This window comes from Ligilactobacillus faecis, from assembly GCF_029889745.1.
Classification (GTDB): domain Bacteria; phylum Bacillota; class Bacilli; order Lactobacillales; family Lactobacillaceae; genus Ligilactobacillus; species Ligilactobacillus faecis.
On the sequence record NZ_CP123639.1, the window covers coordinates 260484 to 272537 of the forward strand.

The 12054-nt window shown below is 41.4% G+C and carries 14 protein-coding genes; 4 read left to right on the forward strand and 10 right to left on the reverse strand.

The window, feature by feature from the left end; all coding sequences use genetic code 11:
* The first annotated feature begins 55 nt into the window (after positions 1 to 55).
* From QFX10_RS01330 to QFX10_RS01340, 3 genes are read left to right on the forward strand one after another with little or no spacing between them, the layout of a single operon-like run.
* Positions 56 to 565 (forward strand): TetR/AcrR family transcriptional regulator, encoded by a 510-nt coding sequence (locus QFX10_RS01330; protein WP_280606454.1) that lies wholly within the window; start codon positions 56 to 58, stop codon positions 563 to 565.
* The gene (locus QFX10_RS01335) at positions 565 to 1626 is read left to right on the forward strand and encodes an FtsX-like permease family protein (protein ID WP_280606455.1); all 1062 of its coding nucleotides are present in this window, start codon (positions 565 to 567) and stop codon (positions 1624 to 1626) included. Before QFX10_RS01330 ends, QFX10_RS01335 begins: the two co-directional genes overlap by 1 nt.
* Before the next feature lie 16 nt (positions 1627 to 1642).
* Complete coding sequence (locus QFX10_RS01340) at positions 1643 to 2317, forward strand: ABC transporter ATP-binding protein (protein WP_280606456.1); 675 nt, start codon at positions 1643 to 1645, stop codon at positions 2315 to 2317.
* 554 nt (positions 2318 to 2871) lie between these two features.
* Here the strand turns inward: QFX10_RS01340 and QFX10_RS01345 are convergent.
* From QFX10_RS01345 to QFX10_RS01375, 7 genes are all read right to left on the reverse strand, one after another.
* Positions 2872 to 3852 (reverse strand): Fic family protein, encoded by a 981-nt coding sequence (locus QFX10_RS01345; RefSeq protein WP_280606457.1) that lies wholly within the window; start codon positions 3850 to 3852, stop codon positions 2872 to 2874.
* 208 nt (positions 3853 to 4060) lie between these two features.
* Positions 4061 to 4453 carry a 30S ribosomal protein S9 gene (rpsI, locus tag QFX10_RS01350; RefSeq protein ID WP_280606458.1) on the reverse strand — a complete coding sequence of 131 codons (393 nt, stop codon included), beginning with the start codon at positions 4451 to 4453 and terminating at the stop codon, positions 4061 to 4063.
* A 12-nt stretch (positions 4454 to 4465) separates the two neighbouring features.
* On the reverse strand, positions 4466 to 4909 hold the full coding sequence (gene rplM, locus QFX10_RS01355; protein WP_280606459.1) for a 50S ribosomal protein L13: 444 nt from the start codon (positions 4907 to 4909) through the stop codon (positions 4466 to 4468).
* A 152-nt stretch (positions 4910 to 5061) separates the two neighbouring features.
* Entirely contained in the window at positions 5062 to 5823 is a 762-nt protein-coding gene (gene truA, locus QFX10_RS01360; protein ID WP_280606460.1) for a tRNA pseudouridine(38-40) synthase TruA, read from the reverse strand.
* A gap of 13 nt (positions 5824 to 5836) precedes the next feature.
* On the reverse strand, positions 5837 to 6631 hold the full coding sequence (locus QFX10_RS01365) for an energy-coupling factor transporter transmembrane component T family protein (RefSeq protein ID WP_280606461.1): 795 nt from the start codon (positions 6629 to 6631) through the stop codon (positions 5837 to 5839).
* Complete coding sequence (locus QFX10_RS01370) at positions 6624 to 7493, reverse strand: energy-coupling factor ABC transporter ATP-binding protein (RefSeq protein WP_280606462.1); 870 nt, start codon at positions 7491 to 7493, stop codon at positions 6624 to 6626. Before QFX10_RS01370 ends, QFX10_RS01365 begins: the two co-directional genes overlap by 8 nt.
* Positions 7469 to 8308, reverse strand: a complete 840-nt coding sequence (locus QFX10_RS01375; protein ID WP_280606463.1) for an energy-coupling factor ABC transporter ATP-binding protein — start codon at positions 8306 to 8308, stop codon at positions 7469 to 7471. The genes QFX10_RS01370 and QFX10_RS01375 overlap by 25 nt, the downstream gene beginning before the upstream one ends.
* 127 nt (positions 8309 to 8435) lie before the next feature.
* Here QFX10_RS01375 and QFX10_RS01380 point away from each other — a divergent pair, with 127 nt between their 5' ends.
* Positions 8436 to 8969, forward strand: a complete 534-nt coding sequence (locus tag QFX10_RS01380) for an NADPH-dependent FMN reductase (RefSeq protein WP_280606464.1) — start codon at positions 8436 to 8438, stop codon at positions 8967 to 8969.
* Between the two features lie 54 nt (positions 8970 to 9023).
* Here QFX10_RS01380 and QFX10_RS01385 read toward each other — a convergent pair whose 3' ends face one another.
* The 3 genes from QFX10_RS01385 to QFX10_RS01395 form a co-directional block, all read right to left on the reverse strand.
* Positions 9024 to 9665, reverse strand: a complete 642-nt coding sequence (locus tag QFX10_RS01385; protein WP_280606465.1) for an SDR family oxidoreductase — start codon at positions 9663 to 9665, stop codon at positions 9024 to 9026.
* Positions 9666 to 9682: 17 nt separating this feature from the next.
* Positions 9683 to 11014, reverse strand: a complete 1332-nt coding sequence (locus QFX10_RS01390) for an FAD-dependent oxidoreductase (RefSeq protein WP_280606466.1) — start codon at positions 11012 to 11014, stop codon at positions 9683 to 9685.
* A gap of 218 nt (positions 11015 to 11232) precedes the next feature.
* Positions 11233 to 12045 (reverse strand): oxidoreductase, encoded by an 813-nt coding sequence (locus QFX10_RS01395; RefSeq protein ID WP_280606467.1) that lies wholly within the window; start codon positions 12043 to 12045, stop codon positions 11233 to 11235.
* Positions 12046 to 12054 lie beyond the last annotated feature (9 nt).

Below are 12054 nucleotides of genomic sequence, written 5' to 3' on the forward strand. Positions count from 1 at the left end.
GTGTCACTTTTGGTGTTATGGTTAAAACAACAACAGAAATGAAGGTGTTATCTCTATGGTCTCACAGACTTTTAAAAATCTCTCTGCTACTAAAAAAGAGCGGATCTTGACTGCTCTTTTACACGAATTTACTGCACATCCACTCAAAGAAGCAAAAGTCGCTCCGATCGTCAAAGAAGCTCAGATCGCTCGCGGTGCTTTTTATAAATATTTTACTGATCTAAACGATGCCTACGCTTATTTATATCAGCAAGCGCTCCTTGATGTGCATGCCCCTTTTTCTCGGAAAATGACTTTATCAGAAATGGAACACGCTACTCGTGAATTTATTACTAAAGCAACAGTTAGCCCTTACTTTGAATTTCTACGCCTACATTTGACAGTCAATGAAAAGCCTTTAGCTGTAAAAGAAAATAAACCTTTACAGCCAACTAAAATCTGGGCCGCAATGACTTTATGTCACCAAACGATCCGCGAAGCTTTGGCCGACCCTACTTCCCAAGAAGACTATCTTCTTCGCCTCGAACAAAGTCTAGCGTTACTTTCAGAAAGGAAGTCTATTTAATGTATTTAGCCGTAAAAGAGATCAAACATGAAAAACTGCGCTATTCTCTGATCATCGCAATGGTCATTTTGATCAGTTATCTGATCTTTGTTTTGACTAGTTTAGCTCTAGGGCTTGCAAAAGAAAATACTTCAGCTATTGATAGCTGGAATTTCAACAAGATCGTCTTAAATAAAGATGCTGATATCAACTTACGCCAATCACTTTTGACCAAAGAACAGACTGAAGCATTCAAAACTGATAAAAAAATAGCTTTCCTTGGCCAAGCCAATATCGTCGTCAAAGAAAAAACTCATCCACAAGTTTCTGCAACTTTTATTGGGATCAAACCAGATCAATTTCTTTATCAAGAATTAGAAGTAAGTGCTGGTAAAAAACCGACCCGCGCTGATCAAGTCATCGTCGATTCCTCTTTTGAAAATAAAGGTTATCACCTAAACGACAAGATCTATTTCAATTCGCAAGAAAAACCTTACCAGATCGTAGGCTTTACTAAAAATGCAATGTTAAATGTCACACCTGTCGTTTACGGACAACTTGAAGCTTGGAGCGCTTTGAAAAATATCACACCTAACTTCAGTGCTAGTGCGCTTTTAACAAAAGAAACGCCCAAAGAAGCGCTCGCCCCTGAACTTAAAGCTTATTCTAAACAAGAGCTGATCGAGCAACTTCCTGGTTATGAAGCTCAAAATAAAACATTTACTTTTATGATCGCCTTTTTGATGATCATCTCCTTGATCGTGATCGCTGTTTTCTTATACATCATCACGATCCAAAAACTTCCAAACTATGCTGTTTTACGCGTACAAGGGATCTCAAAGAAAGTTTTGATCGAAAATACTGTTTCTCAAGCCATCCTCTTAGTTCTCGCTGGTCTTTGTGGTGGTTCGCTCTTAACTGGGCTCACAGCCCTCTTTATCCCTGCAAGTGTCCCAATGGCTTTCGACTTGAAGCTTTTGAGCTTGATGGCGCTCTTATTGCTTTTGATCTCGATCTTAGGGTCATTTGTCTCGGCAAATACGATCGCCAAGATCGATCCAACTAAAGTTTTGGGTAATTAAGAAAGGATGTCTGGCAATGGCAATTATTAAATTTGAGCACGTCAATAAGTTTTATGGCACTGGTCTCGCCAAAGTTCATGTTTTACATGATGTTTCTTTTTCTGCTGAAAAAGGCGAATTTATCTTGATCTTAGGTCCTTCTGGTGCAGGAAAAAGTACTTTTCTTTCGATCGCTGGTAATCTCTTAGCCCCAACAGACGGTGAAGTTTGGATCGATGGCAAAAATATCACGGCTTATACTGAAAAAGAGCGCGAACGTCTCCGCTTAGAAAAACTAGGCTTTATCCTCCAATCACATGCCCTTGTCCCCTATTTGACAGTCGCCGAGCAATTCGAACTCGTTAAACGCGTCAAAAAAAGTGGTAATTTAACAAAGCAGCAGTTGCAAGAGCTTTTAAGCTCACTTGGGATCGCAGAACTTCAAAATAAATACCCTAGCGAACTTTCTGGCGGTCAAAGCCAACGTGTTGCGATCGCTCGGGCTTTATATACTGATCCAAAGATCATCTTAGCCGATGAACCAACTGCTGCCCTTGATAGTAAACGCGTTTTAGTCGTTGGCCAATTACTCAAAGAACTCGCGACAAAACAACAAAAAACTGTGATCGTTGTTACCCATGATCTTCGTTTGACTCAAGTTGCTGATAAAGTTTATCAGATCCTTGACGGTCACTTGACTTTACAAAAATAAAAGGAAAAACGCATCTTTCATTTTTTAGAACGATGCGTTTTTAGTCAACTAAAAAATTCTCTAGTAAGTACTTGCGACTTGTTTGACGATCACACAGTCAGCAGCTTGTTTTTCAAAAAACATCTCGATCTGTAAAGACCAAGTTGCTGGGCCTGTCCCCCAGATCCGATTCTTGACCTGACTTTGTCCGATCAGAATTGCTTTAGTCCCTTCGATCTTGAGATCTTTGATCGCTTTTTCATGCTAAGAATAGTACGTCATCTCCCCGTCTCGATCTGAGTCAACCACTCAGAGACTGGTTGCACATAGCCCGTCATGTGGCCTAAGACTGTATCTGGTTTTAATAATTTTCAAGCGTAGCCGTATCTTTTGCGACCATCGCTTGATCAACTTGGCGATATTTAGCTTTTAAGAGCTCTTCATCAGACATCATGATCCCCCTCGTTTGTTTCCTTTAATTATACAAGCTATCTTAGCAAAAGTTCCTAGACTATTTTTAGATAACTGATAGAATTATTTCCTCAACCAAACGAGCGGATTTTGAGCGGATTTTTTCACTTAAGTTTATAGACTCGATCTCGGGTCGACCCCGTAACTTGGAGTAACCCAAGATCTACAAAGCGCTTTAAGTAGCGACGGGCAGTAGCTGCACTAAGACCCGTGAGCGCTTTAGCATCACTGTTAGTGATCTGTTGATTTTTTTTCAAATACGCTTCAATTATTTGGTAGAGCTCAAGTTCTCGCGGTTTTAGATCTGTTACAATATTTCTAACAGTACCTTTATTCACTCTTATTTTATAATTTTCCAAAGTCTCTAAAATATCTTGTAGCATAAATTCGATAAAAGCAGTGGAGTCATTGGTCGTGTTGCTAATAGTCAGGGCATCATAGTATCCTTGTTGATGTTCATAAATAACCGATTCGATCGGGACCCATTCAAAAAGGCGGTTCCATTTACTCAAGATCAAACTTTGCCATAAGCGCCCCATTCGTCCGTTTCCATCTTCAAACGGATGAATGATCTCTAACTCGAAGTGAACGATACAAGATTTAACAATGTCTGAAATTTGACTTTCTCTAGCCCATTGAAATAATTCACGGATCAGTTCTGGAACAAATTGCGGTCTAGCTCCGATATGCACGACCGTTCCGATTGAATCATAAACCCCAACATCGCCTGATCGAAATCTTCCTGGATGCTTTACGAGTCCGTTTGTTAGTAAATAATGCGCCAGTAAGAAATCCTCAACATCATAAGGATCTAATTTAAAAACCCGTTCATAAGCTTCATATGCATTTTGTACTTCGTGAATATCTTTAGGTGGTCCAAGTACTCTATCACCAGCAATAATTCCCGTTACTTGTTCTAGTGTCAAACTATTATTCTCGATCGCAAGTGATGATTGGATCGAACGGATCCGATTCTCTTTACGCAAATGTAATTCTCGTTTTTCAAATGAAAGTTCTGTTGTCAATACAGAAATTCTCTGAACCAAGTTCAACATTTGCGTGGTTATTCGATAATTTGGTCGCATATCTTTCATCTCTTTTCCAAGAACTTTTGTATGTAGCTCACATTCTGAGTGCTATAAAAAAACTATACTTCTTTATTATTATTTTATCTCAAAAAACTGCCGATAAGTTCTCTAAATTTATGGACTTCTAAAAAATCTAGGTCAAAACAAAAAAACGCACTGCCCACCAAAGTGAGCAATGCGTTTGAAACGTTGATATAACAGAATATTAACGTTTTGAGAATTGGCTAGCCTTACGAGCTTTCTTAAGACCAGGTTTCTTACGTTCTTTCATACGTGCATCACGTGTCAAGAGACCTGCACGTTTCAAGACGCCACGGAAGTCTGGATCTACTTCAAGCAAAGCACGTGCGATACCATGACGTGTAGCGCCAGCTTGACCTGAGAAGCCACCACCATGAACATTTACCAATACATCGTATTGATCTTTTGTTTCTGTGGCAACGAATGGTTGAGCCATAACTTCGCGTAAGTTTGCAAATGGAATGTATTCTTCTGCAGATTTGCCGTTCATTGTGATCTTACCTGTACCAGGAACTAAGATCACACGTGCAACTGAGTTTTTACGACGGCCTGTGCCGCGATATTGTACTTGTGCCAAATTCGTTTCCTCCTAGATTAAGTTTGTGATGTCTAATACTTCTGGGTTTTGAGCAGCATGCTTGTGATCTGCACCACGGTATACGTGAAGCTTCTTAGCTTGTGCACGACCAAGAGTACCCTTTGGAAGCATACCTTTAACAGATAATGCGATCAATTTTTCTGGGTCTTTTTCACGGTAGTCACCAGCTGTCCGAGCTTTCAAGCCACCTGGGTGGTTTGAGTGGTGGTAATAGATCTTATCTGTTGCTTTACGACCTGTCAAAGCAACTTTATCAGCATTGATGACGATCACAAAGTCACCTGTATCAACGTTTGGTGTAAAAGTAGGTTTGTTTTTACCACGCAAAACAGATGCCACAACTGTGGATAAACGTCCCAAAGGAACATCTGTAGCATCTACGACATACCATTTACGTTCTACTTCGCCTGGTTTTGCAATATATGTTGTACGCACGTTTATTTCCTCCATTTAATGTATACATGTTTGACAAACAATAAGTTTAACGGGGCTTACTGTGGGGCAAACAATACCAAATACTATATTACGATTTTTTTTAGGTATAGTCAATTATAACTTTTAAGAAAACTTCAAATCAAGCCTAATTTCTATTCTTCTGTCGGATAGTAGACTTTTTTTAAATAAAGTCCACTTGCTGGAGCAGTTTCCCGGCATTCATTACGATCTTTGACTTCATACAAACGTAAGAAATCATGTACTGGGCGTTTACCGTTGCCGATCTCAAGGAGCGTGGCGACCATGATGCGGACTTGATTGTATAAAAATCCATTGCCGTAAAATTCAAAGATCACTTCGTTTTGCTCCTGATCTTCACGCACAGTTGCTTCATAGATCGTGCGCACGTGGTCTTTTGTCTGACTGCCAGAAGCAACAAAACTTGAAAAATCATGTGTGCCAACGACATCTGGCAAGGCTTCTTTGATCCGCTCGATATCTAATGGATATTTATAATGCCCCGTGTAAAAACGTTTAAATGGATCAGTGAACCACGAGCGACTCACTCGGTACATATAGCGCTTGCCGTGTGTCGTAAACCGCGCATGAAAATCGTCACTGACGATCTTACACTCTAAAACCTCACAATCAAGTGGCAACATTGAATTTAACCCCCGCAACATCCCTTGTGCTGAGATCTCATGGGGAAAATCAAAGTGGATCACTTGCCCTAAAGCGTGCACGCCTGCATCAGTGCGACCTGAACCATAAACAGTGATATAGTCATCAAGTTTGCTCATCTTATTGAGCGCTTTTTCTAAGACAGATTGGACGGTCCGTTGCTTTGGTTGTGTTTGAAACCCCGCAAAATTCGTACCATCATAAGCTAAAGTTATCATATAGCGTTGTGTCATCTAACTAAATTCCTCAATTTCTCAAAAATAATAAACCTAATGTCAAAGCCAAAAAGACGCCTAAAGCAATGGTATCGCGTAAATGCCATGTTTGCGCACGATATTTGGTCCGCCCTTCGCCTCCACGATAGCCTCGTGCTTCCATCGCCGTCGCAAGCTCTTCAGCCCGTGAGAGCGCACTGACAAATAACGGGATCAAAAGTGGGATCACAGCTTTGATCCGATCTTTCAAACTCCCGGCACTAAAATCGACTCCGCGCGAACGTTGGGCATTCATGATCTTAGTCGTTTCATCCATCAAAGTCGGCACAAAACGTAAAGCGATCGAAAGCATCAACGAGATCTCATAGACAGGAACTTTGAGCTTTTTAAGCGGCTTTAATAACGATTCAGTCGCATCGGCGATCGCAAGCGGAGGAGTCGTCAAAGTCAATAACGTTGAAATGAAAATGATCAACACAAAACGACAAAAAACAAAGACGCCATTGACTAGACCAAACTGCGTCAACGAAAATGGTCCCCATTGCCAATAAACAGGTCCACCGCGGGTAAAAAAGACTTGCAGTAAAACGGTAAATAAGATCAACCAGATCAACGGCAAAAGTCCTTTGATAAAATAGCGTAAATCGATCTTTGAAAGCAAAACAAAGATCAATGTCGCTCCAGTCAATAAAAGATAGCTTTGCCAATTATTACATAAAAAGATGATCAAGACAAAGTAAAAACATAAGACTAATTTTCCCCGCGGATCAAGCCGATGGATCAACGAATCGCCTTGGAGATAACGGCCTAATAAAAGTTTATCCATCTAACTCACCTGCCTTTAACTTTTGCGCTAACGTTTGCGCAAGTTCTTTTTCGGTCAAAGGAAGTTCTGGAAAAACAAAGCCTTTTTTTTGCAATTTAGTCGCAAAAGCTGTCGTTTGCGGTAAACTCAAATGATGTTCTAAAAGCCAGTTTGGATCTTTGAACAGTTCTTTTGGCGTTGTATCGGCGATCAAATGCCCTTCTTCTAGCACTAAAACATGCTCGGCATAATTAGCGACATCATTCATCTGATGCGTCACTAAAATGATCGTTAACCCTTCTTCTTGGTGGAGACGTTTGAACATCTCCATCATTTCGACGCGTCCACTTGGATCAAGTCCTGCTGTCGGTTCGTCTAAAACTAAGACTTTGGGCGACATCGCTAAGATCCCAGCGATTGCAACGCGACGCATCTGTCCGCCTGAAAGTTCAAATGGTGAGCGCTCTAAGAGACTCTCATCTAGATGAACGAGTTTTGCTTTTTGGCGTGCGATCTCGTTAGCTTCTTCTTCGGTTTTTCCAAAGTTTTTCGGGGCAAATGCAATATCTTTTAAAACCGTCTCTTCAAAAAGTTGTGCTTCTGGAAACTGAAACACGATCCCGACTTCTCTACGCAATTCCCCGAGCTCTTTATTTTTTGTTTCGGCAGTGATCTTTTTGCCATTGATCGTTAAAGAGCCTGCCGTTGGTCGTAAAAGGCCGTTTAAGTGTTGTAAAAGCGTAGATTTACCACTTCCAGTGTGTCCGACTAAAGCGGTAAAGCTTTGATCAGCGAGCGTAAAACTGATATCAGCCAGCGCCTTTTTTTCAAGAGGCGTTCCTATTTGGTAAGTATAGCCTAATTTTTCGAGATGTATCGCCATAACCAATCCACCATTTCCTTTTCTGTTAAATATTCTTTTGGAACTGTGATACCTAACTGTGAAAGCTCGTGTTTTAAACGTTCTTGATAAGGGACGTCTAATCCTAGCGCCAGCAATTCATTTCCACGTTCAAACACATTTTTAGGGGTGTCATCTTGGATGATCTGACCATTATCTAAAACGATGATCCGGTCAGCTAAGGCAGCTTCGTCGATATCATGTGTGATCGAGATAACGGTAAAATGCTCTTCTTGATTCAATTTTTTCATCAAAGAAACGATCTCTCTACGTCCTTCAGGATCAAGCATACTCGTTGACTCATCAAAGATCACGATCTTAGGGCGTAACGCTAAGACACCTGCGATCGCAACGCGTTGCTTTTGCCCGCCTGAAAGCCGGACTGGCTCATATTTGGCAAAGCGTTCCATTTTGACAGCTACTAACGCCTCTTTGACGCGCTTTTGCATCTCTTCGCGCAAAACGCCACGATTTTCAAGGCCAAACGCGACATCCCCTTCAACATCAGCTCCGACAAATTGGTTATCTGGATTTTGAAAGACCATTCCGATCTGTTCACGAATATCCCAAATATTTTCTTCATTTAAAATTTTTCCATCAACTTTGATCGTTCCAGACTGTGGTGTCAAAAGACCGTCGATCAATTTAGCTAAAGTGCTCTTGCCACTGCCATTATGTCCGATCAAAGCGACCCATTGGCCAGCTTCGATCGTCAGATCAACGTCATGTAAGACCTTCTTTGCCTGCTCTTCACCGTATGCAAAGTTGAGTTTTTCGATCTCAATAATTGCGCTCATTCTTTTTTCCTATCTGTTTGACGTACTTTTTGATTACTATTATACCATGCACAGAAAATTTCTCTCTTGCTTGTTTTGTTAAATAATTTGACCTATAATTATCACCGTTAGAAAAGAGGTCATTTTTATGAAAAAGATCGGGATCATCATCGGAAGCACGCGTCCTGGGCGTAAAAGTCCCCTGATCGCCGAGTGGTTTTACGCTAATCTTTCCCATCCAGAATTAAATTTTGAGGTCATCGACTTAAAAGATCATCCCTTACCTTTTTTAGATGAGCCCCAAATGCCCCAGACTGGGATCTATACAAAACAGGCGACTAAAGCTTGGAGCCAAACGATCGCTGCACTAGATGGCTTTATCTTCATCGTGCCTCAATATAATTGGGGCTATCCTGCCGTCTTGAAAAATGCCTTAGACTATCTTTACCAAGAATGGCAAGGCAAACCAGCTTGTTTAGTCAGTTTTGGCGGACACGGTGGAACGCAAGTCCAACTTGCTTTGCGCCTTGTGTTCCAAGGCCTAAAAATGCCCGTCACAGCTGTAGCTCCTCAGATCAGTTTAGCCCCAAGTGCAAGTGAAGCTGAAGCACTCGAAACTTTAGAAGCTTACCGCCCACTGTTACCCGCACTAGCGATTGAGTTTTTGCGTTTGACTAAATAAAAAATAAGATCGCAACTTCTCTTTAGAGGTCGTGCGATCTTATTTTTATTTTTATCACACTTTAGCTAAAGCCTCTTTGATCGGTGTTTGGCCACTTCGCATAGAAATGACTTTCTTTTTCGTATTATCAAATTCAAGCAATAACGCTAAAGTTTTCGCTACATCAGAGATCGGATTAGTAGCGACTTTTCCTGTGCCTAATGTGATTTTTTCGGTTCCAGGCTCTTCTGTCAAAGCAGTTGGTTGTAAGATCGTATAGTCTAGGTCGGTCTGGTTGACTAAATAGTTATCAGCAAAAAATTTAGCCACGTTATAATTCATGATCTGTTCTAAACCTGGTCGATGCCAGAATTTTGGTTCAAGTGAGTGCACTGAACTCAACATGATATAGCGTTTGATCTGATTTTTTTGAGCTGCTTGCATCGTTTTGACAGCCCCAAAAGCATCAGTTTGTAAAAGATCTTTGCCACGTGAACCAGCAGTAAAGTAGACCACATCTTGGTGTCCGATCAATTCTGCTAATTCAGCGACGTCTGCATGTAGATCTAGTTTAACTGCTGTCACATGGGGATCATCTTTTAAGCTGACATTTTCAGGATGGCGCGCTGCCGCCGTCACTTCATGGCCATTTTCAACTAATGCTTTGATCAATTCAGTCGCAACACGTCCTGAAGCACCAACAACAAAAATCTTCATTTAGATCACGGTCCTTTCTATTTTAAAACATCGTTCAAAGCTTCACTCATCGTCGGATGCGTGTAGATCTGGTCACGTAAAAGCGTATATGGAAGCTCAGCTTTCATCGCTAAAGCTAGCAAGTTGATCAACTCATGGGATTCAGCTGCATAGATCGTTGCCCCTAAGATCGCATCGCTATCTTTAGCCACTAAGATCTTAAAGATCCCTTGTGTCTCTTGTAAAACACGCGCTTTAGGAATGGCTGCGACAGGGAGCTTGAACAAACGATACTCTATCCCTTTGGCTTTAGCTTCTTTTTCATTCAACCCAACTTTTGAGAGTGGTGGTTCAATAAAGACACTGTAGGGCACGACTACACGGTCACTTACCCGCCGTTTTCCCGTGCCAAAGAGCTCATCTTTGATGATCCGAAAATCATCCAGCGAGATATACGTGAACTGAAGCCCTCCTTTAACATCCCCTAAAGCCCAGACATTTGGAACTGTCGTATGCAACTGGTCATCGACAACGATCGCTCCGCGTTCATCGACTTTGATAGCTGTATTTTCTAGACCAAGCTTTGCTGTGCGCGGTTTTCTTCCAGTCGCAGCCAAGATCTTATCTGCTTTGAGGGTCACTTCGTTTCCATCTTTTTCATAGCTGATTTCGACGTGATCTAAGACATCTTTGACTTCTTTGACGTTGACCCCTAATTCGAAGTTGACCCCTGCTTTAGTCATATCTTTAAAGACAAGTTCTGAAACATCGCTATCTTCACGAGGGATAAAGTCAGTATGGAGATCTAACACGGTGACTTTTGAACCGTAACGAGCAAACATTCCTGCAAATTCAAGCCCAATATAGCCAGCTCCTAAGATCACAAGTTCTTTTGGCAACTTTGTCTCGTCCATCGCTTTGGTAGAATCAAGGACATTTTTACTTTCTTTTAAACCTTTGATCGGTAAAACGACTGGTTCAGCCCCAGTGTTGATAAAGATCCGTTCACCTTCAAGTTGAACTTTTTGACCATCTGCTTTAGTCACTTCAACAACATGATCTGAAACAAAGCGCGCTTCCCCGTCTAAAACAGTGACTGAGTCTTCATCTGCCAACATATGGTAGTTTTTATCACGCAAAAAGGCTGTCATCTCATTTTTGCCAGCTACGGCATGACTGAATTCAGTCCCCTTGGTCGACTCGATGATCAACCGCTTTGAAGGCAAGCAGGCGATGTTGATACATGTGCCCCCATACATCTGATCGGAACGTTCAACAACGACGACTTCTTCACCTTTTGCTGCTAAAGTCTTTGCCAATGTTTTGCCACCTTTACCAAAACCAATGATCAGATTCTTTACTTTTTCCATTGTTTTTCACCGCTATATGTCTAAACATATAGTCTTTCCTTTCTTGCACTTGCTTACTACTAGCGATCCAAACTAAACTATCAGCTGACCACTTATAACACCCGACATTCCCTTTTTGATTTCATTCTTACAAATAGTAAGTTAACATGTTATCTACTCGATTGCAATTATTTTGTCTTACAAAAAAGCTAGGCTAAAAGACCTAGCTTGCTTTTTCTTTAACTTGCATTCATCATGATCTTATCAAAAAGACTTGTTGGTAATACCGTGTGTAAAAAGACAAGTGGTTTTGCCATGAACCCGATCAAATAGCGAGGACGCGGACGTTTAGCCGCAACTGCCTTACCGATCGCTTTTGAAACGATCATTGGGTCAGACATCATGTTGCCACTGTATTGTTTGCGCATCCCAGCAGCTGTCTTTTGCGCGACTGCTTCATACGCACCACCTTGAGCCGATTTTTCTAATTTATCAGCTGCGATGTGCCCAAAATCAGTCTTGATCCCACCAGGCTCGATCAATGATACTTTGATCCCAAATTGTTTGACTTCCATCCGCAATGCATCTGAGAAAGCTTCAACTGCATATTTTGTCGCATGATACCAAGCACCTAAAAAGCTTACTAAGCGTCCACCCATGGAAGCGACGTTAATGATCCGCCCCGCCTGTTGCTTGCGCATATATGGCAAAACTGCCTTTGTCAAGCTAGCTAGTCCAAAGAGATTGACTTCAAATTGACGTTTAGCTTCATCTAACGATACATCCTCGATCGCTCCATAAGAACCATAACCAGCATTATTGATCAAAACATCGATCCGCCCTTCATTTTGGATGATCGTTTGGACCGCTTCATTGATCGAAGACTCATCAGTCACATCTAAACGTAAGGGTGTGACCCCAAAAGCTTTCAATGATTCCATTTGCTCGATGCGTCTTGCACCAGCATAAACTTTATAGCCTTGCTTAGCTAGAAATTCAGCTGTCTGTTTGCCGATCCCACTGCTTGCCCCAGTCAATAAAATAATTTCCATTTTTCTACC

Bases quoted from the DNA above. Each gene is read 5' to 3' on its own strand.
- truA (WP_280606460.1), bottom strand. From the start codon at position 5,823: ATGACACAACGCTATATGATAACTTTAGCTTATGATGGTACGAATTTT.
- QFX10_RS01375 (WP_280606463.1), bottom strand. From the start codon at position 8,308: ATGAGCGCAATTATTGAGATCGAAAAACTCAACTTTGCATACGGTGAA.
- QFX10_RS01370 (WP_280606462.1), bottom strand. From the start codon at position 7,493: ATGGCGATACATCTCGAAAAATTAGGCTATACTTACCAAATAGGAACG.
- QFX10_RS01395 (WP_280606467.1), bottom strand. From the start codon at position 12,045: ATGGAAATTATTTTATTGACTGGGGCAAGCAGTGGGATCGGCAAACAG.
- QFX10_RS01330 (WP_280606454.1), top strand. From the start codon at position 56: ATGGTCTCACAGACTTTTAAAAATCTCTCTGCTACTAAAAAAGAGCGG.
- QFX10_RS01335 (WP_280606455.1), top strand. From the start codon at position 565: ATGTATTTAGCCGTAAAAGAGATCAAACATGAAAAACTGCGCTATTCT.
- QFX10_RS01365 (WP_280606461.1), bottom strand. From the start codon at position 6,631: ATGGATAAACTTTTATTAGGCCGTTATCTCCAAGGCGATTCGTTGATC.
- QFX10_RS01345 (WP_280606457.1), bottom strand. From the start codon at position 3,852: ATGCGACCAAATTATCGAATAACCACGCAAATGTTGAACTTGGTTCAG.
- QFX10_RS01385 (WP_280606465.1), bottom strand. From the start codon at position 9,665: ATGAAGATTTTTGTTGTTGGTGCTTCAGGACGTGTTGCGACTGAATTG.
- QFX10_RS01380 (WP_280606464.1), top strand. From the start codon at position 8,436: ATGAAAAAGATCGGGATCATCATCGGAAGCACGCGTCCTGGGCGTAAA.
- QFX10_RS01340 (WP_280606456.1), top strand. From the start codon at position 1,643: ATGGCAATTATTAAATTTGAGCACGTCAATAAGTTTTATGGCACTGGT.
- QFX10_RS01390 (WP_280606466.1), bottom strand. From the start codon at position 11,014: ATGGAAAAAGTAAAGAATCTGATCATTGGTTTTGGTAAAGGTGGCAAA.